Annotated in this window: 17 protein-coding genes; 4 read left to right on the top strand and 13 right to left on the bottom strand. The window is 58.8% G+C overall.

Translation table 11 applies throughout. The features are described from left to right. Positions 1–26: 26 nt before the first annotated feature. Genes C8J46_RS15235 through C8J46_RS15225 form a run of 3 tightly spaced genes read right to left on the bottom strand, consistent with a single transcriptional unit; the run spans position 27 to position 4,811 of the window. The gene (locus C8J46_RS15235; RefSeq protein WP_132741039.1) at positions 27–1,712 is read right to left on the bottom strand and encodes a fatty acid--CoA ligase; all 1,686 of its coding nucleotides are present in this window, start codon (positions 1,710–1,712) and stop codon (positions 27–29) included. After that, a complete protein-coding gene (locus C8J46_RS15230) occupies positions 1,712–3,394 on the bottom strand; it encodes an acyl-CoA dehydrogenase (protein WP_132741036.1) in 1,683 nt (560 codons plus the stop codon). Before C8J46_RS15230 ends, C8J46_RS15235 begins: the two co-directional genes overlap by 1 nt. A 22-nt stretch (positions 3,395–3,416) precedes the next feature. Continuing rightward, positions 3,417–4,811 (bottom strand): coniferyl aldehyde dehydrogenase, encoded by a 1,395-nt coding sequence (locus tag C8J46_RS15225; RefSeq protein ID WP_132741033.1) that lies wholly within the window; start codon positions 4,809–4,811, stop codon positions 3,417–3,419. A gap of 281 nt (positions 4,812–5,092) precedes the next feature. On the opposite strand from C8J46_RS15225, the gene C8J46_RS15220 reads away from it, so the two are divergent. Continuing rightward, positions 5,093–6,793, top strand: coding sequence for a peptidase M61 (locus tag C8J46_RS15220; protein ID WP_132741030.1), 1,701 nt, complete (start codon positions 5,093–5,095; stop codon positions 6,791–6,793). A 556-nt stretch (positions 6,794–7,349) separates the two neighbouring features. Here the strand turns inward: C8J46_RS15220 and C8J46_RS15215 are convergent. The 5 genes from C8J46_RS15215 to C8J46_RS15195 all read right to left on the bottom strand — a co-directional run bounded on the left by C8J46_RS15215 (position 7,350) and on the right by C8J46_RS15195 (position 14,635). Then, complete coding sequence (locus tag C8J46_RS15215) at positions 7,350–8,987, bottom strand: AMP-binding protein (protein WP_132741027.1); 1,638 nt, start codon at positions 8,985–8,987, stop codon at positions 7,350–7,352. A 132-nt stretch (positions 8,988–9,119) separates the two neighbouring features. Continuing rightward, entirely contained in the window at positions 9,120–10,031 is a 912-nt protein-coding gene (locus C8J46_RS15210) for an alpha/beta hydrolase (RefSeq protein ID WP_132741024.1), read from the bottom strand. 18 nt (positions 10,032–10,049) lie between these two features. Beyond that, the gene (locus C8J46_RS15205) at positions 10,050–11,036 is read right to left on the bottom strand and encodes an alpha/beta hydrolase (RefSeq protein WP_132741021.1); all 987 of its coding nucleotides are present in this window, start codon (positions 11,034–11,036) and stop codon (positions 10,050–10,052) included. Next, positions 11,026–13,008: a cellulase family glycosylhydrolase gene (locus tag C8J46_RS15200; RefSeq protein WP_132741019.1), complete on the bottom strand. Its 1,983-nt coding sequence runs from the start codon at positions 13,006–13,008 to the stop codon at positions 11,026–11,028. Before C8J46_RS15200 ends, C8J46_RS15205 begins: the two co-directional genes overlap by 11 nt. Then, positions 12,995–14,635, bottom strand: coding sequence for a GMC family oxidoreductase N-terminal domain-containing protein (locus tag C8J46_RS15195; RefSeq protein ID WP_132741017.1), 1,641 nt, complete (start codon positions 14,633–14,635; stop codon positions 12,995–12,997). The genes C8J46_RS15200 and C8J46_RS15195 overlap by 14 nt, the downstream gene beginning before the upstream one ends. Positions 14,636–15,000: 365 nt before the next feature. Between C8J46_RS15195 and C8J46_RS15190 the strand changes: the two genes are divergently transcribed. After that, a complete protein-coding gene (locus C8J46_RS15190; protein ID WP_165886575.1) occupies positions 15,001–17,931 on the top strand; it encodes an alpha-L-rhamnosidase in 2,931 nt (976 codons plus the stop codon). A gap of 52 nt (positions 17,932–17,983) precedes the next feature. On the opposite strand, the gene C8J46_RS15185 is transcribed toward C8J46_RS15190, so the two are convergent. After that, complete coding sequence (locus tag C8J46_RS15185; protein ID WP_165886574.1) at positions 17,984–19,495, bottom strand: MFS transporter; 1,512 nt, start codon at positions 19,493–19,495, stop codon at positions 17,984–17,986. Between the two features lie 343 nt (positions 19,496–19,838). Between C8J46_RS15185 and C8J46_RS15180 the strand changes: the two genes are divergently transcribed. Next, the gene (locus tag C8J46_RS15180) at positions 19,839–20,522 is read left to right on the top strand and encodes a TetR family transcriptional regulator (protein WP_132741011.1); all 684 of its coding nucleotides are present in this window, start codon (positions 19,839–19,841) and stop codon (positions 20,520–20,522) included. 161 nt (positions 20,523–20,683) lie between these two features. Further along, on the top strand, positions 20,684–23,071 hold the full coding sequence (locus C8J46_RS15175) for a TonB-dependent receptor (RefSeq protein ID WP_132741009.1): 2,388 nt from the start codon (positions 20,684–20,686) through the stop codon (positions 23,069–23,071). A gap of 126 nt (positions 23,072–23,197) precedes the next feature. On the opposite strand, the gene C8J46_RS15170 is transcribed toward C8J46_RS15175, so the two are convergent. Genes C8J46_RS15170 through rhmD form a run of 4 tightly spaced genes read right to left on the bottom strand, consistent with a single transcriptional unit; the run spans position 23,198 to position 26,974 of the window. Then, positions 23,198–24,124, bottom strand: coding sequence for an amidohydrolase family protein (locus C8J46_RS15170; protein ID WP_132741007.1), 927 nt, complete (start codon positions 24,122–24,124; stop codon positions 23,198–23,200). A 45-nt stretch (positions 24,125–24,169) separates the two neighbouring features. After that, complete coding sequence (locus C8J46_RS15165; RefSeq protein WP_132741005.1) at positions 24,170–24,919, bottom strand: SDR family NAD(P)-dependent oxidoreductase; 750 nt, start codon at positions 24,917–24,919, stop codon at positions 24,170–24,172. After that, positions 24,916–25,776 (bottom strand): fumarylacetoacetate hydrolase family protein, encoded by an 861-nt coding sequence (locus C8J46_RS15160; protein WP_132741003.1) that lies wholly within the window; start codon positions 25,774–25,776, stop codon positions 24,916–24,918. Before C8J46_RS15160 ends, C8J46_RS15165 begins: the two co-directional genes overlap by 4 nt. 13 nt (positions 25,777–25,789) lie before the next feature. Then, positions 25,790–26,974 carry an L-rhamnonate dehydratase gene (rhmD, locus tag C8J46_RS15155; RefSeq protein ID WP_132741001.1) on the bottom strand — a complete coding sequence of 395 codons (1,185 nt, stop codon included), beginning with the start codon at positions 26,972–26,974 and terminating at the stop codon, positions 25,790–25,792. Positions 26,975–26,977 lie beyond the last annotated feature (3 nt).

Here is a 26,977-nt window from a genome sequence, read left to right as displayed (position 1 = left end):
TATAATATTAAAATCAAGACTAAATCCTAATTACCGTACTGCTGACGGAGTAGTTTCTTATCTATCTTACCTACGCTAGTTTTGGGCAAATCCTTAGTGAATATAATTGTGGAGGGAATAGCCCACCGTGATATTATCCCACGGTCGCAGCAAGTCATAAGAATTGACCGAATTGAGGCGGCTAAATCGTGGTTTACCGCCTCTGATGAGCTTATGGCAACGGCAAGAGGTCGTTCTCCCCACTTGCCATCTGCAACGCCGATCACAGCTACCGATATAACGTCTGGATGTGTTAGAATTAGCTCCTCAATTTCTAACGAGGAAATCCATTCACCACCTGTTTTAATAACATCTTTGATGCGATCGGTGATTTGGAGTGCTCCGTCATCGTGCAGGACGCCCACGTCGCCGGTATGAAGATAACCACCCGCCCATAGCGCTTGGGAGTTGTCTCGGTCACCAACATATCCCTGTGTTAGCCAAGGGGCTCGAACAACGATTTCTCCTGCTTTAGCAGAGTCAATTGATCCGGATTCTGTGGCGGCCTTAACGACCTTAAGGTCGACCAGCGGAATGGGAGACCCGGCACGGGTTCGAGCATCAATCTCGACGGTTGACGAGCCCTGCAATTGTTCCGCGGTGAGTTGCGCAATTGTGAGGATCGGGCAGGTTTCGGACATCCCATAGCCCGCGAACACATCAATTCCACGATCCTGCGCGGCAAGGGCAAGACCTTTGGTAAGCGCAGATCCACCGATGATCATCTTCCACCCTGACAGGTCGCAGGCGGCCGCTTCCGGGGAGGCGAGAAGCATCTGCAGAATGGTGGGCACACAGTGCGATATCGTGACACCTTCCTCCTGGTGAAGGCGCAGCAGAACATCAGGCGCATAGCGGCCAGGGTACACCTGCTTGAGTCCCAGCATCGTCGCGACGAAGGGCATGCCCCAGGCATGGACATGAAACATAGGCGTTATCGGCATGTATACGTCTGCACGGTGTACCCGACCTTGGACAGGTGAGGCTGCGAGAGCCGTTGCAGCCGCGAGCGTATGAAGAACGAGCTGCCGGTGACTGAAGTAGACGCCCTTTGGTCGACCGGTTGTTCCAGTCGTGTAGAAGGTCGTTGCGCGGGTGGTCTCGTCAAAATCTGGAAAGTCGTACTCCGACTGAGCTGCTTCGAGCAGCTCCTCGTAATGACCTGAAATTGGGATGCGAGTTGCCGGCACTGGGTATCCGTCGGTCAAAACGATGACAGACTTTACGCCGTCAATCTGATCCCAGATGCCTTCCAGCATCGGCAGGAAGTCGACGTGCACCAGCAACGCCTGATCACGGGCGTGATTGATCGTGTAGAGAATTTGATCAGGTGAGAGCCGGACGTTCACCATGTGAAGGACGGCTCCCATTCCTGGTATAGCAAAATAGCTTTCCAGGTACCGGTGGCTATCCCAGTCGAGCATTCCAATCGTGTCGCCGGGGCGCAATCCCAGATTGGTCAGGGCATGGGCCAGACGCGCCACCCGCTTTACCAGTGCTGGATAATCATAGCGCAGCAGATCGCGATAAACGATCTCGGCGCCCGACCGGCGGGCACGACCGGAGGCCAGCAGATGCTTCAAAAGAAGCGGATATGCATACGCATCTTGCGCGACGTCCGTCGCAGCATCGCAGGACGGTGCCGCGAACGGGTCTTCAGTTGTATCAGACATCACCAAGCCGCCAGTGCGTCGGCGTCGAGCTCATAAAGCGCTTTGGCAGGCTGCAGTGCGGCTGCCCGCAAGCCGAGCGCCTCTGGAACGATCTGATCCAGATAAAACCGGGCGATGGTCCGCTTGGAGCGTCCAAACGCATCATCTGCAGCTGCGTCGATCTGTCGTTCCATAAGCCAGCCGGCAACCGCCGTAGAGAGCATCGTCAGGAAAGGGTAAGACGCTGCAAGACGATCGTCTGCATCAAGTCCTCTCAACCGTCGGCTCAGCTCATCACATTGCTCGGCAAGCGTGATCAAGTGTTCTGAGCGACCGTCCCGGCGAATGTCGTCGATCAGGCTCGACATGACCGCCCCATTTTCGAGCGACAGCTTTCGGCCAACGAGGTCTGCGGCCTGAATGCCGTTCGTTCCCTCGTAGATCGGCGTGATCCGTGCATCCCGGAAGAACTGCGATGCTCCGGTTTCCTCTATATACCCCATGCCGCCATGAACCTGAACGCCGAGGCTGGAGACCTCGCATCCGATGTCCGTGGCGTGCGCCTTGGCTAGAGGTGTGAGGATCTCCAGGCGCGATGCAGCGTCTTGGTCACCGCGCTGCTTTCGATCGACCAAACCAGCCGCATAATAGACGAGCGCGCGAGCCGCCTGCGTCTGAGCCTTCATTCGCAGCAGCATGCGCCGCACGTCCGGAAACTCAACGATGCGCGCCGCACCAGTTGCGCGGACACCCTGTACCCGGTCCAGGGCGTACAGCACGGCCTTCTGCGTCGCGGCCTCAGCGACCTGCACCCCCTGAAGGCCTACGTTCAATCGGGCGTTGTTCATCATCGTGAACATGGCCCGCATGCCCCCGCCAATGGGACCGATGAGTTCGCCGACACAGTCGCCGTTATCGCCGAAGCTGAGCACGCAGGTTGGAGAAGCGTGCAACCCCATCTTGTGTTCGATCGACACTACACGCACGTCGTTCGTTTCACCTGGCGCCCCGCTGGCATCGAGACGGTATTTGGGCACCAGAAAGAGCGAGATACCTTTGGTCCCGGCGGGCGCATCCGGCGTACGTGCCAGCACCAGATGCACGATGTTGTCCGTCAGGTCGTGATCGCCAAAGGAGATGAAAATCTTGGTGCCAGTGATCGACCAAGTCCCATCGGTGCGGGGTTCAGCGCGGGAACGAAGCGCACCAACATCGGAGCCGGCCTGCGGCTCGGTCAGGTTCATCGTTCCGGTCCATTCGCCGGTGGCGAGCTTGGGTAGGTACAGGCGCTGCTGCTCAGGGCTGCCATGATGCTCGAGTGCTTCTACGGCACCGACCGTGAGAGTAGGGCACAGCGCAAAAGCAAGGTTCGCGGTCCCCAATGTCTCTAGCACCGCGGTCTGGATGCTGAAGGGCAGGCCTTGGCCGCCCCAGGCTTCGGCTACGCCGATTGTTCCCCATCCACCGTCGACATAGGCTTTGTAGGCGTCGCGATACCCCGTCGGCAGACGCACGCCGCTGTCCGACAATGTCGCTCCGACCTCGTCGCCGACCTTGCGCAGGGGGAGCCATTCGCCTGCGGCAAATTGGCCGACGCCCTCCAGTACCGCTTCGATAATCTCGCTGTCCGGTCCATCGGCCGTGGTGCCAACGACGTTTTCAAGAACGAAGCGCTGTTCGGCAACCTGGGAAGTCGTGTTCATAGTTTGGGAATCCAGGAAAGGCTCAGCGCCGCGTAAGCAGGCGAGCGGTGGTACGAGCGAGTCCCCCCCAAGGGGGCCCGAGCTTCTCGAAAACATTGACGAAGCCGATCTGGTGGACGGCTCGGGCGTGACTGAAACGCCGGAACCCGTCGCGACCGTGATACGCTCCCGAACCGCTCGCGCCGACACCGCCGAAGGGGAGATCATCCTGAACAACATGCATCAGAGCGCCGTTAAGCGTTGCACCACCTGAGATGGCGCCATCGAGCACGGTATCGCGCGTCTTCCGGTCATCGGTATAGCAATACAAGGCAAGCGGGCGTTCACGAGAATTCACCTGCGCCAGCGCATCAGCCAACGAGGAATAACGCACCACCGGCAGTACCGGACCGAATATCTCCTCGGTCATCAGCAGCCCATCCATTGGCGGATCCAGCACGATCGTCGGCGCCATCTTGCCATTCGGGCCGGTCGCATCGGGATGGGTAAGGACCCTGGCACCGGCCGCGATCGCTTCATCGACCCCAGCTTGAAGGCGCGCGCGATGCCGGTCGGTGATGATATTGCTATACTGATCGTTCGTCTGGATCGTCGGATACGCCTGCTGAGCGGCCGCAAGGACGGCCTCAGCCAGCCGCTCGGCGCTCTCCGTTGGAGCCAGCACATAGTCGGGCGCGACACATGTCTGGCCCGCATTGATGAACTTGCCGAACGATATCGAACGGGCGGCTTTTTCAATCGAATAGTCACGCGCCACGATCACCGGCGACTTGCCGCCAAGCTCCAGCGTTACCGGCGTTAGGTTCTCGGCCGCAGCGCGCATGACATGCCGGCCGACGGCTGTTGAACCTGTAAAGACAAGATGATCGAACGGCAGTGCGGAGAACGCCTGCGCGACGTCGGGGCCGCCCGTTATCACTGACACCCGGTCACTATCGAAGCGATCGGCGACGATGCGCGCCAAAAGATCCGAGAAAGCGGGGGTCAGCTCCGATGGTTTGATCAGGGCGCGGTTTCCGGCAGCGAACGCGTCGATCAGTGGTCCCAGTGCGAGATAAAGCGGGTAATTCCAGGGGGCGATGATCCCAATCACGCCCAAAGGCTCGTACCGCACCCACGCTTTGGCCGGCTGAAAGGCAGCCGAGACATGGCGCCGTTCGTCGCGCATCCAGCGGGGCAATGAACTCATCGCATGTCGAATGCCGTTCATGATCGGTACGACTTCGACGAGTTCCGTTTCCGCCTCAGAGCGGCCTCCAAAGTCCTGCGCAATTGCGGCAGCCAACGGCTTCGCATTATCGAGGACCATATCGCGCAGGGACGACAGTAGTTTTCGACGTTCTGCCAGGCCGGGCGTGGGGAGGGTACGCGATGCGGCGCGTACCCGATCGAAGCGGTGGTACAGGTCGGTAGTCATGACTTCAGCTGGCTCTCGATCAAACCCGAAGAAGGGCTGAACGGCGAGCGGTGGCATCGCGCCGCGGCGGTTTGGCCCCAATGGTGATCTGGTGTCATGATACCTCCCCAAAGCGGAACGACGTGGGCCCCGTACGGACCTCTTGGCATAATCGCTATCCGGATGGATACCCGAAATCAAGGTGGATTTAGACAGGGTATGCCGCCCGTCCGACAGCTTGACGAATGGTCCTCCCATTTTTCATGCCGTTGCATTGAGCGGACACGAAGGTATGCCGAGTTATGCAGATCGCCTTACCAATCGTTGGTTCCGTCGCCGCCCTCCTTCTCGGCTCGAATGGCGGGGCACAGTCGATGCCGCCTCAATTCAATATTCGGATTACGCCAGCGGCTCCTGACGCGCAGCAGCATATCCCATACATCGACGTCACCGTCGAAACGACGGGTCTTTCCGTCAAAAAGGGGGAGCCGGTATATGAGGTAACCGCCAATACAGGGTTCGGCGTCACCAGCGCAAAAGACTTCCGTGACCTTACGTTTTCCGACGCCTTGGGGCCACTGGCAACGGCGACCGGAGATGTCCCGGATGACGGCAGCGGCGTAACAAGACTGTGGAGAGCAGCTCGCGACGTAAAGGGTCCCGTAAGAGCCCATTACCGCGTACCCATAAATGCCAGTGCGCCGCCTGTTGCGTTGCCTCAATATGAACTGCGAACCGAGTTCGGTACTTTTTCCGCTGCTTCAAATAGCTTCCTTCTGGTTCCGGCCGACGCGATCAAGCGCACTGCTAAGGTTGAGTGGGACTTCACATCGTACGGCAACGGGGGCATCGGCATATCCAGCCTCGGGACCGGATCAACGACGAGCAACGTGCCCCGCTCGGGTGAAGAAATGAGCGCAATTTACTTTATGGGAGGTCATCCCGGCACGGTCGCGCGCACGGCTGATGGCTTCTTTGCGGCTTGGCAAGGTAAACCCCCTTTCCCGATGACACCGCTACTGACATGGGCTGGAATTTTGCACCGTTTCTATGGTTCAGTCTTCGGTTTCGCTCCGGCAAGCTTTGGCATATTCGCGCGGACCAATACTATAAACCCGGGAAGTGGTGTTGGTTTAACCGATAGTTTTGCCTTCACATACAATGAATCAACAAAAGCGAATGAACTGCGGTCAATACTGGCCCATGAAATGGTTCATACCTTCATCCATGGGCTAGACCCTGCAAAGAACGCGACCACCGATCAAGGCAGTTCGTGGTTTTCTGAAGGCCTTGCTGTCCATTATCAGCGGAGGCTGCCATACAAAGCAGGTATGATTTCAATCGCTGAATATTTGAAAGACATTAATCAGACGGCCAGTCGATATTATACAAATATTCGTATTAATGTCTCTAATAGTCAAATCCCCCTAGGCTTCTGGACTGACGGCAACATTCGTGTGCTCGCGTATGACCGTGGCTCGCTCTATTTCGACAAGGTCGATGCGCAGATACGTGCGACCTCTCGGGGCAAAAGGTCTCTGGACGATATCGTTCGTACTATGCTGACGGCTCGGCATTCGGAACGTCCGATGGATGAGGCACTGTACCGATCGCTTATCGACGCTGAACTTGGTCCACAGGGCATCAAGGACCTCGACGCGATGCTTGCTGGAGAGACGGTCGTACCGCCTTCTGATGCATACGGTCCTGAGTTCCGGCGTGTGGTGGTACCTTTGCGTCGCTATGAGATTGGCTACGAAAAGATGCGGTCAGGTGATCACTCAAACATAGTTCGAAGCGTGGTCGCCATGTCCAATGCTGCAAAAGCTGGACTGAAGGTAGGGGACGAAATCCTCTCCTCCCGGGACGGCGATGCTTTGCAACTGGATCAGGATGCCGACAACGAATTGATAATCAAACGGGCAGGAAGAATGCTCAATCTACATTATCTACCACGAGGCGAGAAAATAGAGGGATATCAGTGGATCGCAGCAAGAAGGTGATGCAAATACCTGATTTGTCTATTTTAGAACTCTACAAAATATAATGCGCAAGATAAATAAACTGCCGAAAAATTCATGGATGACAGGGCGATATTTTGAAGCACTCAATCCCGTTCTGTACCATTGTCTCAGCTATGGAAGCTAATGTGATCCCGAAGTCATTTTCCGCCATGGTAACTGTGGCCTTGATGTTTCTCGTCTCGGCACCTGCAATGGCAGTAGGGGATCTGCCCGTTAGGCTAAACCAACGGCAGGCCTTGGTAAGCTACAAAGGTGTTCGTCAGTTGCTCTTAGCAAACGGTAGAACCTGCCCAGTTGGCCAAGCTGTGACGTCGGGCACCGTGACAGGCGGCTCAACTCCGTCCGGCGGAACTCAAACAACGACAATAACTTTTGATAAGGGCGGGAGGGTCGTTATCAGCCGAACATGGACTTCCAGCGCAGGTAAGGAAGGGAACGTCTCGTTAAGGGTTGACTGCTCGGAATGAATGCGACCTGAAGGCCAAGGAGTAGCCACCCGCAGCATCGCTGGCGGCTACGACTATCGCCTGATTTCTTACATACTTATATTTCCCTGTTCGATATCCCTCATGGCAAATTTCTGGATTTTGCCAGTGACAGTCATTGGAAACGCATCGACTACCCGGATGCGAGACGGGATCTTCTGATGGGAGATCTTGCCCCTGCTCCACGCCAGAACTTCGTTGGCGTCTATTGGCCATCGCGGTCGTATCCAGGCACAGACTTGCTCACCCAAGCGTTCACACGGAACGCCAAACACCGCCACTTCGGCAATTGCCGGATGGGTCGCCAGGAAAGCCTCGACTTCGGCGGGATAAATGTTCTCTCCGCCTCTAATGATCATATCCTTGATCCGACCGACAATGCGAACACGACCTTGCTCATCCATTGTTGCGAGATCGCCGCTATGCATCCACCCATCACGAATTGCGGCCGCGGTAGCCTCGGGCTGGCTCCAATATCCGAGCATTACGCCTGGGCCTCGTGAGCAATATTCGCCAGTTGCTCCTAGTGGTACGAGATTGCCGGCCGGATCGATTACACGACCCTCGAAGTAGGGCATCATCGTACCGACCGTCTCAGTTCGCGTTACCAGGTCCGCATCCGGCAACGTTTGCGTACTGAGCGGGCTCGTCTCGGTCATGCCATAGCCGATGGTAATGTCGCTGAGGTTCATATCGTCGATCATGCGCCGCATCATCGGTGCCGGACAAAGCGCGCCAGCAGCGATGCCCGTACGCAAGGAAGTCAGGTCGGCCTTTCCGAACTCTGGATGATCCAGCACCGCTAGGAACATCGTTGGTACCCCGTGAAGGCCAGTACAACGCTCCGCGGATATCGTTTTAAGGACGTCGCCTGCATCGAACGTCTGGCCGGGAAACACCATTGTAGCCCCGCTCACGAGGCAGACGAGCACACCCAAGACCATGCCGAAGCAATGGTATAGCGGCACTGGGATGCACAAGCGGTCATCGGCGCCGAGCCGCATGCCGGCAGCCGAACACACGGCGTTGTGCAGCAGGTTCCGGTGGCTGAGTGTCGCTCCCTTCGGCGCCCCGGTAGTGCCGCTCGTAAACTGGATGTTGATGGCCTGATCGGCATCCAGCTTGACCGTCGGTATCGGATTATCGTCAGCTAAGAGAAGGCTGTCGAAACCAATCCGTGCTCTTGCCGTGGCACCTCCAATTTCTATGACGTAGCGCAGATCAGGAAGAGTAGGATCGAACAGGGGAGCGACTTCGTCGCTATTCGATGCAGGTATTAGCTCTGCAATCATGCTAACATAGTCGGAGGTCTTGAATTGCTTTGCGGTAACCAACGCCCTTACGCCAGCCAATCTCAAAGCATGGCCAAGTTCGTGCGTGCGGTATGCAGGGTTGATTGACACCAGGACCAAGCCAAGGCGTGCTGTGGCGAGCTGCGTCAGCACCCACTCGGCGCAGTTGGGAGCGCAAATTCCAACCCGATCGCCTACGGTAAGACCTAGCTTGGCGAAACCACGCACCAGCGCATCGGTGCGGTCCCTCAACTCCACCCATGTCCAACGTACATCTTGCGAAGCGATAACGAGGGCCTCACCCGCGCCGTTCTCCGCAGCGATCCGATCCAGCTGCTCACCAATCGTGCCTTCTGGCACAGAGGGTTCGAGGGGACCCATAGAATAGGACATCATGTCGACGGCTCCTCCACTACGAGCTTTGGTTGTAGGATCACGCTTTAGTTAGGCACGGCATAGCCAGGCCCAGCCGCCAGCGGAGAGGGAACGGACGGTTCAAGACACGCATGAAACCCGTCCGAGCCCCGATCATCGCTGCGGCGAACTGGCAACTCGTAACGCGTCAACGATACTCTTGCGGATTGATCTGCCATCCTTGGTGGGAAGGACCACGGTGACGTGGATAAGATCGCGGCCTTCATGGTAGTTCACAGACACGCCGCTCGCCCGCGCCTTTTCGACCAACAGGCGGGTATCTGGGTTAGTGATGTCACGTGTGCCGCTGAAGATTTCCAAACGGCCAAGGCCCGTCAGGTCACCGTGCAGCGGGCTGACCCTCGGATCGCGGATGTCGAGATCACCTCTCCACAAATTGGCGGCAACCCGTATTCCGGGCGCTTTAAGCAACGGATCAACGCGCTCCACGTCTGCAATCGCAGGATTGGTGAACGTAAGGTCAACCGCCGGCGCGACGAGTACCGTGCTTCGAACCGCGATGCCGTCGTCGCGGAGCAGCAGCGCTGCAGACAACGATATCTGGCCGCCAGCTGAGTCCCCCCAGAGGCTGACGTTGTCGGCGCCGTAAGCGGCCACGGCATCGCGCGTGAGGCTCGCGATGCGTTCGACAACATCGGTGGCAGAACCGCGCGGCAACAGCGGATAGATGGGGACGATGACGCGTGTCTGCGCTTTAGCTGCCACCTCCGCTACCAGCTTCCACTGTGCGGCCTGGATCTCGAGCGCCCAGGCACCGCCATGCACGTAAAACACGACGCCGTTACAGGGGCCATTCTCAGGAGTGACTTCGTACACGGGCCACGGATGCGAGTGCATGATCCGAATATCGACAGGCGCTCCAAGCTTTTTGGGTGGAGCATATGACGCCGGACGCAGCGTCAGATCATTCAGAAAGGTCTCCGCCGCCTCTGTGGAGCGCAACGGTCGATCAGCCCCCAGGAGGCGAAAGAAAGCGCCGAACGCGCGTGTACCTAAACTTGCCATGACAATTTTCCGTTCGAATTAAGCCGCTAATCGAGCGTTGAAGAACTCGGCTGCGCGCGCCCACGCCGTGGCGCCTTCGGTGGTAGCCGCGAGGAATGCCTGAAATACGTGCGGCATGCCCTCGTAGACATCCAGGACGGTATCGTGACCGCCGGAACGGATGGCCTGATACAGGCGAACAGAGTCGCTCAGGAGGAACTCGCGTGTCCCGGCCTGGATAAGCGTCGGTGGGTAGGGCTTGGTGTAGTCGCCAAAAACCGGTGAGGCATAAGCATGGCGCGGATCATCACCGCCTACATAGGCTTTCGCCATTCCTGGCATCGCCTGCCGTTCAAGGCCCGGATCCATTTCAGCAAGCGTGTAAAGCGTATCGCCACTCCAGGTGAGATCAGTGGCGGGAGACATCAAAACCAGCGCGCCTGGCAACGGCATTCCGCGGTCCCTCATCCGCAAAACAGAGGCGGCCGTGATGTTGCCGCCAGCGGAGTCGCCAAAGATGCCCATGGCCTCGGGACGATGTCCCAGCGCGAGTAATCCTGCCCATACGTCAAGGATTTGGCTTGTGATCGAGAGGTAATTCCCGCGTGGCGCCAGCGTATAGTCGATCGAGATGACTTCTCGACCGCTCGCTGCCGCTGCGATGGCAGCGACACCGCGCGTCGACCAAGCTGAAAAGACGCTCCATCCGCCGCCATGAATATAGAGGAGGGGTCCTCGGGCTGAATTAGGGATTGCCGGCGTGACCCGAAGCACCGGAACACCGCCTATGACATCGTGTGCGACCCCAGGATTCAGTTGCTCGGTCACCTGCAGCATGAGCGGTTCGACTGCCGCCTCAACGGCTGCATTGGCCGCGTCGAAATCCGCGAGTTCAGAAGGCTCGGCCTGTTTCTCCATGCCGCGCAGGATTGCATAATAACCGGCCAGCGCTTCGCGTGAGGCGGTCCCGATGGAAGCGGGTATGTAGAAGCGGTCATTGGGTGACGCCGTGGAATTAATTGCCATCGGTTTGATCCCTCGTCACCGCGTTGGCTTGATCGCCAACGAAAATGTCCAGCGGGCCAGTCTCGCGGGCCGTCACGGTAGCGATTTGCCCGCTGTAAGTGACGGTTGCGGAGCCTGCCGTGACTTTAGGGTCGGTTCCATAGAGGTGGCTGGGAAGGAATATCTCGGTGGGGCCCGCATCGGGATCGACGAGCACTGTCGCGGTGAACGAACGGTCACGACTATCGAAGCGGTGGCTCAGCAACTCGCCCTGCGCGGCCCGAACATAGGGTCGGGAAAAGCCGGCCACTGCTCGGCCGCCTGAATCCGGGTCCTGTGGGGACGTCGCCTGATCAACCGACCAGATCGATAGGTCCTCTTGATTCCAGCCATCGCCGATCATCGGATCGTTGGCGTTTGAGGCGGTATAATTCCACAATGCTGAAGATAGCAGTAGCCGGTCGAACGCATTGTACATGAGGTCGAGTGCGGTAACGTGCCTCGTCCAAATGTCAGCGGTACGCTCACCGCGTGCCCAGCGGGCGTAAGCCTCGCCATCATTCATATCGAAGGGGATACCACATTCGCCGATGAGGGTCGGCGCGCCGCCATTCAACTTGTCACCAGCGGCCTTAATCATCGTGAGTTCGGCGACATAATCATCTTCGAGCGCTTCACGCCCAAGCCGCTGCTTGCCACTCAGCAAATTGGTCGAGGCGGCAACGTCAAAGGTCTTGGTCGCAAGAATAGCGAAATCGTACCAGTGCGAGGCGTTTACCGCACGCTCGGGGCTTCCTTCGGGGAAACCATGCCCAAGGGCAGCGTCGAACGGATTGATTTCGGCAAACACCAGCCAGTCCGGACGGACACTGCGGATCGTATCGGCGACACGAGCAAAGAATGGAGCAAAAAAATCCTGCTCGGGATCGATATCCCGACCATCCGTGCGCGTGAAATAGTCGGGGTTCAACGCAATCGGCTCGCCTGTGTCGTCACAGCCCCACGCCCCGGCGTCACGGAAAGGATCCGATCGGCCAGGTAGCCAAATCGAAACGCCGCCCACATTGACGTGGCGGGTGCCGACCTCACCCTTGCCAAGCTCGACCAACGGGAGTTCTCGCGAGATACCTGATGCGGCAGCCAGTGCATCAAGCGGCGACCAAGCGATACCGCCCAGACCCGCATCACGCCGATCGAATGCCTTGCCGATAAACCCGACGCCTGGTTCATTAAGGGTATCGAAGCCCATCACGTGATCCATGTCAGCGATCCGTTCGGCTACCGCACGAACGGCGCCGAAATAGTGCCGCTGCAAATAACTCTGGATGTTCTCGTCGCCGACCCGGGCCGCAGGCGCGAACGTCTCGCCGGCAAAAAACAGTGTCCAGATGATGCCGTTCGCTGGTGCCGCGTAGTTCGACGGCCAACTCATTGTTGGATAGCTGGGCTGCCTCCCACCAATTGCGGGATCGTAGTTATACTGCATGACCAGAGCTGCATCCGCGGCATGGAAGCGGGTAAAGTCCAGTCCCGCTGCCTCCCATGTCCACCCAGGTGCGCCGTCGCCACCGGACATGCGTGACCAGACGTCCTGGTGGAAGTCGATGAAAACACGCAGTCCGTGTCTGCCGGCGCGCGTGCAGACTTCGGTCAGATAGTCGAGATAGGCTCCGTCGTAGAGCCCCGGCCCTGCATGCTCGACCGCTTCCCAAGAGGTCAGCAGACGCAGGCTGTTGAAGCCCCAATGCACAAGACGGGCGAGATGCGCATCGATTTCGTCCAACGGGGCAGGGCGGCCGACGAAACTGACTTCGCGATGATCCGCGAAGTCGGTCGGCATGTAGGTCGCGTTCTCACGACCAGCGGGGAGCTTGCAGTCGCCCCCGAAATTGACACCGCGCAAGATGACGTGGCGTCCTTCGGCATCGCGGAACCGCGTAGCCTCAATGGTAACCGGCGAGGGGACCCGGACGTTCTCTTCAAACTGCTGCATGAATATCACCGATGATGGGGGTAGAGGGGGCCAGCGCGTCAGCGAGGATCATGTCAGCGGCCTTTTCGCCGATCATCGCTGCTGGGGCCTGTGTATTGCCGCTGATCAGCGTGGGCATGATCGACGCGTCGACGACACGGAGCCCTTGCACACCGCGTACGCGCAGAGCCGGATCGACAACAGAATTAGCATCCGATCCCATCCGGCATGTGCCGACCGGATGATAAACCGTGTCGGCGTGACGTCGGATGCTGGCAACGATTTCGTCGTTGGTACTGCCCGACGGATAGAGTGGTCGCCCACCAAAGCGAGCGATCGCAGGCTGGTTGAGAATTTCGTCCGCCTTTCTGACGCCACGGACCAATCCAGCAAGATCGTCGGGGTGATCAAGGAAGTTGGGATCGATCAAAAGGTGACTGTCGGCCGCCCCGTCTGCAAGGCGCACGTTCCCGCGGCTCTTGGGCCGAAGTAGGCAAACATGAAGCGACAAGCCCGGTTTCAGATGCATCTTGCGACCATGATTATCGATCAGACCAACGACGAAATGAAACTGGATGTCGGGCCGATCCGCGTCGGGCGTCGAACGCACAAAGCCCCCGGCCTCCGCTGCGTTGGTCGTAAGTGCACCGCGCCCAGAGCGGAAGAATGGCAGGATGCCAGCCAGTATCGGCAGCGTACCGGACGGACTGAAGCCGACGGTGCCTGGCGTACGCGCAACGCGGGTAGCGATATAATCAATATGATCCTGCAGATTCTCGCCAACTTGCCCGCGATCGGCAATGACATTGATGCCGTGGTCGCGCAGGTGAGCGGCAGGGCCTATGCCCGAGAGCATCAGTAACTGGGGGCTACCAAACGCACCGCCTGACACCACGACTTCGTTGCTGGCCTGGATAACGCGTTCACCACCCGGTCCCTGGACCAACACGCCGGTCGCACGGGTGCCGTCGAACACGACACGCTTCACCAACGTATCTGCAATGACAGTCAGGTTCGAACGAGCGACCGTATGGATGTAGGCTTGGCCGGCATTGTAGCGGCGACCATTCTTTTGAAAGAGTTGATAACGGCCGACACCTTCCTGGTCGACGCCATTGAAATCGGGGTTGAGCCGGTGACCGGCTTGCTGTGCAGCTGCGAGGAAGGCAGCTGTCGCTGCGCCATCATAGCGGCCATCGTCGACATGTAGTGGCCCGCCCTTCCCATGATACCGGTCGGATCCTCGAGCATTGTCCTCCGAGCGTCGGAAATAGGGGAGGACATCGTCATATCCCCAGCCAACGCATCCTTCCCGTGCCCACTCGTCGTAATCCTCGCGCTGCCCGCGAATGCAGATCATCGCATTGATAAGAGAGCTCCCGCCCACGCCGCGACCACGTGGTTGATACCCGCGACGTCCATCCAAACCGCGCTGCGGCACCGTTTCATAGGCGTAGTTGTGCTTTCCCGCCTTGGGCAGGATGGCAACAATGCCCAAGGGAATATTGACGAGTGCGCCAGCCTTGGCTGGGCCAGTTTCAATGAGTGCTACACGCCAATTCGGCCTGGCGTCGGCGAGGCGGGACGCAACCGCGCACCCTGCGGGCCCGGCGCCAACCACCACGATATCAAATATGTCCTGTGTCATCGCTTCGGCCTCTCCACGAGGGGCTCTTGCGACGCTTCGTGGTGTCGAGCCCCGATCCCCTGCGGCCTGTGCTTGGCCGTCTCTATTCCTTGGAATTAGCTATCCGGTTGGATATCGGAACGCAAGTCGAATTACAGCTGGATGCCGAAATGCAGTCAGTGAAACCATGCGGCGACGTAGACAGTTTGATATTCTAGATTACACGTGGATATCTAATTTCGCCGGCAATTCCGGCATGGAGCAGGTCAATGGCGGCGCGTCCTTTCCGAGCAGTGCATCTAAAAACCGCGGCACTGCCGAACCCCTTGGGCATCGATGATCTGCGGCCTTCGCTTTCCTGGCGACTGGATGGGGAACCAGGCCAGATGCAGCATGCCTACAGGATCGTCGTCGCAAGCAGTCCGGAACTGCTGCCGCAAGGCGGCGACTTATGGGACAGTGGTGTGGTGGAGAGCACCGCAGCGTCCGTCTTGTATGCTGGGCAACCCTTGGTAGCAGGCTTGCGCTGCTATTGGGCGGTGTCAGTCTGGACATCAAAGGGCGAGGGGCAGGCGAGCGAGCCGTCTTTCTGGGAGATGGGCCCGTTATCCGAACAAGATTGGGACGGCACGTGGCTGGCGGCTGAATCGGACGCCGACCAACTTGCCCGTCAAGTTCCGCCGATCTGGCTAGCGGGGGAAATCGGCCCTGATGCGTCGCGCGAGTTCAATGTCACATGGGTGATCACACAGGCTGGACCTGTGCGCCTGATCGTGGCGACCAAAGGCGTTTTGCAACGGATCGCCGTTGATGGAAAGGTTCTGCCGGTCGAGCCGTGGAGCGTGATCGCATTCGGTGGTCCGCCTGCCTACACCTTCGATTTGAAGCTGGAAGCGGGCCCCCACGAGATAACCGCGGTGGTAGCTCAGCGACCACACCCACTATCGTTATCGGAAGTCGCGATTGCGGCTCATCTGACGGATTCCGTGGTGCCATCGATCGACCTGTCTGCCGATCGCTGGCAAACGCGCGCAGGACAGGATGCCGCATGGCGACCCGCAGCGAGCGCGGCAGAACAAACCGATTTTCCCTGGCCACCTGGACCGGCAAGGTTGTTGCGCCGGACGTTTGATGTCCCGGCCGGCCTAGTACGAGCTTGCGTTCATGTAGCGGCCCTTGGTGGTTGCGTCTTGCGGTTGAACGGGACGCGTGTCGGGGATGCCGAATTGCAGGGCGAGCCGGCCGATTACCGCGTGCATGTGCCGTACCGCACCTACGATGTAACAGCGCAACTGACCGAAGGGAAAAATGCGATCGGCGCCCTGATCGGCGATGGTTTCTACGCAAGCTATCTTGCCCCGACCGGACGCTACTCCTTCGGCGCCGCCCCGCGCCGGCTTCGTATCGCGCTTGTCATGCAGTTCGCCGATGGCAGTACCCGACAGGTGACTGGTGATCACGATTGGACAGGTCGGAGCGCTCATCTGCTTCGCTCGGAGATTTATGCCGGTGAGCACTGGGACCTTCGGCAGGAGCCAATCGGGTGGGACAGCCCAGATTTCGACGACGCGGACTGGGACCCTGTAGGGGCCGCTGAGGCGCCGGCAGGCCCACTGGTCGCCGCTTTGGCGCCGCCCGTGCGCGCGATCGTCTCGGTGGCTCCGGTTAGCCTGCGATTGGTTGGAACATCTCGCTACCTCATTGATTTTGGCCAGAACTTTGCTGGCCGCGTCAGGGTCCGGATCAGCGGTGAAGCCGGTCAGACTATTACTGTCCGGCATTCTGAAATCCTCGACGATGAGGGTGAGCTCGATGTTTCGAACCTGCGTATCGCGAATGCTACCGACACGTATGTCCTGCGCGACGATCAAACGACGGTCGTCGAACCTAGTTTCACGTATCACGGCTTCCGATACGCAGAGGTGACCGGTCCTGCGCAACTGAATATGACGGATGTCGTGGGCGTAGTGCTTTCGTCCGATCTGCCTCAAACCGGAAGGTTCGAGACCTCGGATCCAATCATTCAGCGGCTATGGGAAAATACGCTGTGGAGCCAACGTTCGAACTTCGTTGGTATTCCTACGGACTGTCCGCAGCGTGATGAGCGACTTGGCTGGACTGGCGACGCACAGGTGTTCTGGGACACTGCGTCGTACAACATGGATGTGGCAGCCTTCACCCGCTCGTTCGCACGCGAAATGCGCGGCGCGCAGGAGGTAAACGGTGCCTTCCCCATGTGGGCACCGCAAGCCGCGTTGTGGCATCCGTTGGCGGGATCGCCGCTGCCCGGCTGGGCCGATGCCGGTGTCGAGCTACCGTATGTCGCCTACCTCCACACAGCCGATCGCACGATTGTCGATGAGAATTGGGATGCGATGACGGCCTATCTCGACGGCATCCTAGCGTCGAACCCTGATGGCGTCTGGAGGAATGGTCGGGGGCTTGATTTGGGCGACTGGCTGTCGTTCGATGCCGTCGAGCCAATGGATGAGACGACCCCGCGCGATCTGATTGGCACCGCGATGCTCGCTCGCTCACTCGATCGAATGGCCGTGATGGCCAATTGGACGGATCGACACGCTGAAGCGGCGCGATGGCGGAATGAGGCTGATACCGTCGCAGCCGCCTTTGGCCGTACTTTCGTGCAGGACGATGGCACAGTGGGGAACGGCAGTCATACAAGCTACATCCTGGCCTTGCGGCTCGGGCTCGTTCCCGAGCTGCTGCGCGAAAAAGCCGGCGCCCTATTGGCCGCCAATGTCCGGTCTCGCGGAACGATGCTGACGACGGGGTTCCTAGGGACTCCGCTTGCGCTCGATGCACTCGCCGATGTTGGTGAGGTCGAGCTTGCCTATTCACTGCTGCTGCGGCGCGAATACCCGTCATGGGGCTATATGATCGAACGCGGCGCGACCACGATCTGGGAACGATGGAACGGTGATACCGCAGATATCGCGATGAACAGCTTCAATCATTATGCACTGGGAGCGGTCTGCGCGTTTCTCTATCGCCGGGTCGCCGGGATCGAGCCGCTGGAGCCTGGCTTCGCTCGATTTAGCATCGCACCGCTCACGGATGCGCGGCTGACGTCTGCATCAGGGGGCTACGACAGCGTCCGGGGCAGGATCGAGAGCAGTTGGGAGCGCGACAGCGATCAAACGGTGCACACTCTGCGGATACCGGTCGGCAGCGAGGCGGAGGTGCGGCTGCCGGGTCGGGTTATCGATACGACCACGCTAGCGTACGATCGCGCTACAGGCGTCAGTACCGGCTTGCTCGGCAGCGGCACCTACCATTTTAAGACCAGGGTGTCGTAAGGCGAAAGTGGCCCTCGACGGGCAGTGGCAGTGCTAGAGCGCCGCGACCCCATTATGTGGGTGTCGCGGCCTTTCGATCTGCGAGAGCTGCGATGATTGCGGCGTGGCGCTTACGATCGATGCGGTAACGCAGCAAAACGATCAGTCCCGTTGCCGAAACCAATGCGGCACCGGGCCCAGCTGCGACGCCTAGCAGTGATATCGTGTGCTCGCTGAGCTGTAGTTTGCTGACGGCGTCTTTCGCCAAATGGCTGGGGAAGCCGATCGCCTGAAGAGCAATACCGGCGATGAGCGTGCCGAGACCCGCAGCGGCTTTGCTCGCGAATGCCCAACCAGCGTAATATAAGCCTTCGCGCCGACTGCCAAACGACAGCTCATGCTCGTCGGCCGCATCCGCCAGTGCCGATGCGAGACCGATAGCCGCACAGGCTGTGGCGACGCCGCTGACCACCGTAATGACGGTCAGGAGAACCGTAAGTTGAACGCCTTCGAGCGGCAGCGCGCCGGTTAGCCGCAGAAGGGGCGGCGCCGCTAGAAGGATCAGCATCAGCGCGATACCGGCGACAACAACCGAGCGCTTTTCGAACGATGCGAGCAATCGTCCGCCCACAGGTCCTCCAGCCAGCAATCCTACCATTAAACCGGTAGTGACGGCCTGTACTTGCGCGCCTGTAAGGCCCCAGAAATAAGTATATGCGTGAAGCATTAGCGAGCTCGATGCTCCCCAACCGATGAAAAACAGAAGCGAACCAAAGAACAAGGTTCGAAAGGAGAGGCTCGCAACCATCTCCTTGATTTGCGCCAGCAGGTTGCCGCCAACACCGTGGCTTGATGCGCTATGCTCGCGATTGCGTGTCATCCACGCCGTCCTCGAAGAGATCAGCCCACCTATGACGATCACAACTGCAATAGTCGCTGCAAAAGGCGTGTAACTGGCACGGTTCAGAAGACCTTGAGCCCCACTAAAATACAGGCCAAAACCGATCACCATCGCGATCACGCCAGCCAACATGTTGAACAACCAGCGTAGCGCCATGATCGTCGATCGTTCGGAATAGTCATCCGATAGCTCCGCGCCCAATGCCGTGTGCGGGAGGAAGAAAAGTGATGTGCTGACGCGCAAGCAGGTGGAAAGCGTTGCGATCCAAACGAAAAGCCCAAGGCTGCTGAGCCCGACAGGCGCCGAAAATAGAGCGACAAGCGATAAAATGATGATCGGAAGCGCAGGCAGCATGAAAGGGAGACGTCGTCCAAACCGCGTTCGTGCTCCGTCTGACCAAACTCCTATCATAAAATCGGCGATGGCATCGACCACGAGCCCTGCAGCAATTGCAGCCCCAGCCAAGCTGCCCGACAGGCCACATACCGCAGTGACATAATAGAGAAGGAACAAGTTGAGTGTTCCCAGGATCGTGCCGTCGACAAGGCCACCAGTAGCGTAACCAAGCCGCTGCCCGAGCGGTAGGCGCGTCGAACGAAGATCAATTGATCGAGGCATAGCTCCCGAGGGCGCGCCAATGCCGAGATCGAAATTGCTCGATCCTTCGCCAACCGTCACGGACATGAGTGCTCCTCTCAGATCAGCGTCCGCCGCAATTCGGCTGGGCGCCGGGCACTTTGGATAGGCCCTTCGACAATCATGCCTTATCGATATCCAGTTGGAAAGTGGAATAACGCGCAGCAGGTTTTCGGATGTCCAGCAGCAGGTTTTCGGACGTCCATTTGACTCCGAGACCGCATGACGTTGCATATTCGGCATCCATCCGCGTATTGAAATCTTAACACGAGATAGGAACTCCGATGCAGAGCACTTCGCCGGGCGAACAAACGCGACAGAGGTGCGTCCAATGGTATCGCGCATGTCCAGTTCTCGCTGGGAGGCTCGGTGCGATCGGGGTGAACAACTGATGAGCCATGCACTGACAAAAGAAGCGCAATCGATCGTAGCTACTCCAGAGCCGCGCCGTCGCCAGTATCGTTCTGCGGGGCGCGACGAACAGAAACGCGAGACCCGTGCGCGGATCCTCGATTGCGCCATCGTGCATTTCAGTGAGCGTGGTTTCGAAGCCGGATCGTTGCGTGATATCGCAGCTGAGGCGGGCGTGACCCACGCCGTTATTCGCCTCCATTTTGGCGGAAAAGAGGAGTTATGGCGTGCGGCCATTGATCTCATGTTCGAGCGCCAGAATGTGGAATTGGATTATGCAGAGGTTCTATCGCTCGAAAAGCTGACGGAGCAATCGCTCCGCGATCTGATTCATCGGTACGTCCGTTATTGCGCACGGCATCCCGAACATGTCCGCATCATGATTCACGAATCGATGCGCGATAGCGATCGGCTCGAATGGGTTGTCGGTGCTCATATCAAACGAACCGTGCACCCACTCACCCGTCTGCTTGCCCGCGCGATCGAGGAGAAGATCGTCATTGATGTCCCGATGCATTCCTTGATGTATATCCTCACGTCGGCCTCGCAGATGATCTTCGCCTTGGGAGCGGAGGGAAAGCACCTATACGACCTAGACATGGGCGCGCCCGACATCGTCGAGGGCCATGCAGAGGCACTCTGTGCGATGCTGATCCGCGCTTGAACTTCTGATCGAGAGGCGGAGCACGCCTATCGACGCCAATATCGCTACCCAGTCGGATACCCACTTGTTATTCGAATTACATTCGGATACCTGATTCGCAACGTCGCTCAAAGCCCGCACATACGAACGGGCAGCAAGGCGCATTTTGGGAGGAGTGTCTGATGAAGATCTCGTACTTGGCTGGTGTCAGCGCGGCTGCGATCACAATTATGGCGACGCCGTCGATGGCGCAGCAGGCGCCTACAGTGCCAACCGATGCCCCAACAGTAACGGCTACGACAACGGCGAGTGACCCTGCAGCGTCCCAAACGCAGCTCGGTGATATTGTCGTCACCGCGCAGCGGATAAGCCAGCCGTTGCAGCGGGTGCCGATCGCGGTGCAGCCGGTGACTGGTGCAGAACTCGAGAACCGGAAGTTGAACGATCTGGCCCAGCTGCAGATCGCTGCCCCCAGCCTTCAGGTTACCGGCGAGAACCAATTTGCGATCCGCGGTGTCGGCAGCCAAAGCTTCAACGCCAATGTAGACTCAAGCGTCGGCGTCGCTGTCGACGATGTTTCCCTGGGTGTGCCGCTCTTCATGAGCAATGGCATCCTGGATGACGTCGCACAGGTCGAAGTGCTGATGGGGCCACAGGGTCTATTGTTCGGCCGCAACGCCTCGGCGGGCCTGCTCAACGTGGTGACCAACAAGCCAGAGCTCGGTGTCGCCAGTGGTCGTCTCTACGCCGAGGCGGACTACCGTGACAGCCTTCCTGGGAAAAAGTGGGGCGGACTCTTTAAGGGTACGGTCAACCTGCCGCTTGGCGAGAATGCGGCATTTCGGATCAATGGTTTCTACGAGGATCAGGATCCGATCACGAACGTCGTCGCGCAAGGCGCGAACAATCGGATCGACAATTACCGGCGCCGGGGCGGAGCACGCGCCAAACTCCTGTTTGAGCCGAATGATCGTCTCAGCCTCTATATCATCGGCGACTACTCCAAGGAGACGGGCATCGGCGGTATCTTCGATCGCTCCGCTCGATATTTTGCTCCAGGGTCCCTGACAGGTGCGTTTGCTGCTGCAAACGGCATCACCGCCGCACCGGACAACTTCGATGTTGGCGTCAGTGGCGACTATTTCCGCAACGTAGAGAGCGGTGGCGCTTCGGCGAACGTCAGCTACAAGCTGACCGACAGCCTGACGCTCAGCAACATCTTTGCCTGGCGCGCCTATAAGACAAACTTCAACCTCGACCAGGATCTTACAAGCTTTGACGGGGTCGACGTCAATGCAACGCGCAGCAGCTATCGCCAGTTCTCGAACGAAACGCGACTGGCATGGAGCGGAAATGCGTTCATCGACGGGCAGGCGGGTCTCTACTATTTTGACTCGCGCTTGCGAAATCAGAATCGGATTGGTGCCGGCGCGTTTGGCGCGCTCGATCCCGTTCCCGGGTTCTTCAATTCGGTGAGCAACCCTGTTTTTGGGACGGATCAGCGCAGTGTCTTCCGGGTCGAAAGCAAGGCGGCCTTCGGTCAGGTCAACGTACATCCGATCGAGGATCTAACGTTGATCGCAGGCGGGCGCGTGACCCGTGACGAGGTGCGGCAGGATGCCATCCAGTCGGGCGTGCTGTTTGCCTATCCGGTGCCAATTGGGCCAACCTTTGCCGCGCCGGGTCGCCAGGACGAGATCAACAACACTGACTTCAGCTGGAAGTTCGGCGCACAATATCAGGTAACGCCCTGGGCTATGGGGTATGCGACCTACAGCAAGGGTTACAAGGGGCCGACCCTTAACTTTCCAGGTAACGTAACGACTGGCCAAGTCGGCGTCGGTCCCGAGACCGTTAAGGCTCTGGAGCTGGGTCTGAAGACAACATTGCTCGATCGCAAACTGCGCCTCAACTTCTCGGCATTCCGCCAGCTGTTCGATGATTTCCAGGTCCAGGGCTTTGATGCCTCGAGCCAGCAGTTTTTCCTGGGCAACGCCGCGAAGGTAAAGTCGCAAGGCTTTGAGGTGCAGGCAGACGCAAGGCCGGTGCGTGGTCTGACGGTAAACGCCTCGATGACCGTTCTGGATTCCAAGTTCCGGCGGTATACCAATGACGTGTGCTATCCGGGTCAGCCGGCAACGACCTGCCTCGCCGTCGCAACGAATAACGGTGTACCAATCTTCGGCAGTGACTCATCGGGAAATCGTACGCCTTTCTCATCCAAGTTCACTTCGACGATCTCGGCAACGTACGAGCGACCGGTATCCGACTCCGTCTCTTTGATCGCGTCAGGCAGTTACTTCCATCGGTCATCAGTTTATTTTGATAGCACCAACAACCCGAACACCCGCTTGGGCGGCATCGATATTTTCGGATTAAATCTCGGCGCGCGCTTTAATGAGAATCTCAAGTTCGAGGTTTTCTGTAAGAACTGCACCGACAAGAAGTATCCCCTGTCTATCGGTGGTGATGCCGTTGACGGCGCACTGCTGAAGATCAACTCGACGCAGCAGATCTGGGGATATAACTCGGTTAGGACGATCGGTGCAGCGGTGACGTTGAACTTCTGACGGAATGATTGGTGGACGGAGAGCCCATTCTCCGTCCACCGCCAATCAAGTTTAGTTTCTAATGGCGCGACGCAGTAAGTTAGCTCCGGCCCGCTGGGCAATAATTTACCGGCTTTTCTTCACGTGCTATCGATCGATCGACGTTTCGACGCTGAGATCGAGATGATATGTCCGGGCCGCGTTCCGACACCACATGCTTAGTTGATCGTCTGGTGAGAGCGCGCCGGAAAAAGCTTGATACGTTGCGAGGTAGCGGTCGAGTGGCGCAAAGAGCTTATCGGTCGGCGTATCGCTCGCGAACATGCAGCGCTCCGGGCCGAACAGCTCGAGGGCTTCTGTGAGGAACGGCCGAACGCTCTCATTCGTCCACGCGCGGTGAATGAACCCAAGACCCGATATTTTGACCGAGACCGACTCCAGGGCTGAGAGTGCCTGCATCCCCGATCGCCATCGGGCGAAGCCCTCAGCGTCGGTCGTGACCGGCATACCGAGATGGTTGATAACGACAGGAACATCGGGATTGCGGTCGAACAGATTCACAAGTCCGGACATTTGATCCGGGTAGCACTGCAAATCGAAGGAAAGGCCGTAAGCGGCTAGCGCCGCGAAACCCCTTTGCCATCGATCATCTACCGTAAGGTCCATTGTCGTGTAACTGCGCGCGGGATCGGCGTGCCAATTTACGATCTGCCGGATGCCGCGAACCCGAGAATGCGCTGCCTGGGCCGCTAGGTTGCGCTCTACTTGCGGATCTTCGAGCGCGGCATACGCCACGATCGCTATGGGCAGGTTTGTCATCGCGCCGACCTGCTCAAGCCATATAGTTTCGTTGAGCGCGTCGCGGGCATCGGCACCCGCTTCGACATGAACAGCCGCGACGACGTTCCAATCTGCCATGTCAGCGCGGTAGTCGTCGACGAGATAGTTCCGCGCGATAGCCGCGGCGCTGCCATTTGGGCCGCTGTCGTCGAAGGGCGGCGACAGCCACGGATAGCGAAGCCGGTCGAGCTTCCAAAGGTGGAAATGCGCGTCAACAAACGGAACGGCCGTCATCGCTGTCTCTTCCCTCGGCGCTGATTTTACTAAGTAACCGCGACGTCAGAAAGTCGTTCGGCCGCCTGAGGTGTCGAAAGTCGAGGCCGTTGTGAAGCTGCATTCCTCAGAGGCCATGAAGCATATCATCGCTGCGGACTCATCGACCTCGCCAAGCCGACCCATCGGTATCTTCGACCGCATATAATCGACCTGAGTTTGCGGTAGTTGCTGCAGGATCGGGCTCTCGAAGGTCGCTGGCGTGAGTGCATTGGCAATGATGCCTTTGCCCGCCAATTCCTTACCCAGGCTCTTGGTGAAGCCAATCACACCAGCCTTGGAAGCGGAATAGGCCGAGGCGTTGGGGTTGCCCTCCTTGCCGGCAACCGATGCCACGTTGACGATACGCCCGTAGCTGTTGGCCAACATGGCAGGGATCACCGCCCGATTGCAGTAAAACAGGCCGTTGAGATTGATATCTATGACCTGCTGCCAACCTTCGATAGGGTAGGTCTCGACTGCAGAAGTGGGGCCGGTAACACCGGCCGAACACACCAGCACATCGACCCGACCGAGCACCGCGATGCTGGCCTGCGCAGCTTCGGCGACAGCCGCTGGATCGGATACGTCTAGCGCCCGGACGTCGGCTGCACCAATGTTCGCCTTTGTGACTGCGAGAGCCTCCGCATTGCGGTCCCATAGCGCCACGATACCGCCCTCGGCGACGATCCGGGCAGCGACTGCGCGACCCAAGCCAGACGCACCGCCGGTAACGATCGCAGTGCGGCCGGAGAAGCGGCCGGCAAATGCGGTCACGACAGCTTCTCCAGGTCGAAGGCGAGAACATGCTGCTGCTGGGTGCCCAGTCGATCGATCGACACCTCCATCACATCTCCCGGCTTGAGGAAGATCTTGTCGGGCTTCTTGCCCTCGCCCACACCGGGCGGGGTTCCAGTAATCATCAGGTCGCCCGGCAGCAATGTGACGTAGCGGCTGACATAGGCGATCAGCTCGGCCACGTTGAAGATCATCGTGCGCGTATTGCCAGTCTGCATGCGCTCGCCATTGAGGTCGAGCCGCATGTCGAGGTTCTGGGGATCACCAATCTCGTCGGGGGTCACCAGCCACGGACCGACTGGGCAGAAGGTGTCGTGGCCCTTGCCTTTGGACCATTGGCTACCGCGCTCTTTCTGGTTGAAGCGCTCGGAGACATCGTTGGCGAGGACGTAACCAGCGACATGATCCAGCGCATTCGCTTCCGATACGTAGCGGCAGGTCTTGCCGATCACGACGCCCAGTTCGACCTCCCAGTCGCCGTGCGTCGCGCCTTCGGGCAGGATCACGTCGTCGTTCGGGCCCGACAGGCTAGTCACCGCCTTCATGAACATCATTGGCTCAGTCGGGATGGGCAGGTTCGATTCAATAGCGTGATCGCGGTAGTTGAGCCCGATCGCCACGATCTTACCGACGCCGGCGATTGGCACGCCAAAACGGGGCATGCCCTCGACGAGCGGCAGCGTCGTGGGATCGATCGAGGCGAAGCGCGAGAGCGACCCGTTCTCGAACGCCGATGGAGTAATGTCGTCGACATTAGAGAGCGCGCGCAGGCGTCCGTCTGAGTCGATGATACCCGGCTTCTCAGCGCCCTTGGCGCCATAGCGGCAGAACTTCATTGCAGGAGCTTCCTTAGCGTTTGTATGGACGGTGGAGCTGCACGTCGGGATTGAGCTCGACACCAAAGCCGGGCTTGTCGAGTTCGCTCGCGCGGATGCGGCCGTTCACTGGTACGGGCTCGCCGAGCAACTGGGGCGCGAACATCGGGACCACCTCGGTCGGTCCGGGGTGCATCATCAAGAACTCGGCGAACGGGCTGTTGTGACGCGTTACAACGAAATGGTAGGAATACACGCTCGAGCCGTGCGGGACCATCATCGTGCCGCGGGCATCGGCATAGTTGGCGATCTTGATGAGCTCGGTTACGCCGCCACACCAGCCGACGTCGGGCTGGATGATGTCGCAGGTGTTCATCTCCATCAGCATGCGAAAGCCCCACCGGGTCGCCTCATGCTCACCGGTTGTGACCAGTAAGCCCTTGGGCACGCTCTTCTTCAGTTCGGCATAGCCCCAGTAATCATCAGGACTTAGCGCCTCTTCGATCCACTTGAGCCCACACTCGTGGTACGCCCGATGCGCGAGGCGCGTGGCGTAATCGAGGTCGAGCGCCATCCAGCAGTCCCACATCAGCCAGAAGTCGTCGCCGACCTTCGCGCGCATGTCGGCCAACTCGTCGATGTTCTTCTGCATCCCCTCGAGCCCCTCGGCGGGGCCGTGGTGGAGCGGCATCTTGCCACCGATAAACCCAAGCTCCTTGGCGACGTCTGGCCGCGCACCTGTGGCGTAAAACTGCAGCTCGTCGCGCACCGCGCCGCCCAGCATGTGGTAAACCGGCTCTTGCCTGAGTTTGCCGAGCAGGTCCCAAAGCGCCAGGTCGACGCCGGAGATGGCATTGATGACCAGCCCCTTGCGGCCATAATATTGGGTCGAAAAGTACATTTGGTCCCAGATCTTCTCGACCTCCACCGGTGAGCGCCCCTCGAGGAAGCGCGCGAGGTGCTTCTCGACGATGAAGCAGGCGGGCTCCCCGCCCGTCGTCACGGCAAAGCCGATTGTGCCGTCCTCGGCTTCGATCTCGACGACGAGCGTACCGAGTACGTTGATGCCAAAGCTTTGCCGCGACTGACGATATTCAGGGTATTTCGCCATGGGCGTCGCGATGTGATCGTCGATCCAGTGGCCTTCGCCCTGATCATGATAATCAGCACCTTTGCCTCGCGCGACGAAGGCACGAACGTGTTTGATCTTGGGCAGCAATTC

It is taken from the genome of Sphingomonas sp. PP-F2F-A104-K0414 (assembly GCF_004340945.1).
GTDB lineage: Bacteria > Pseudomonadota > Alphaproteobacteria > Sphingomonadales > Sphingomonadaceae > Sphingomonas.
Note: the sequence above shows the minus strand (reverse complement) of the source record. Positions and strands in the feature narration are given on the sequence as shown.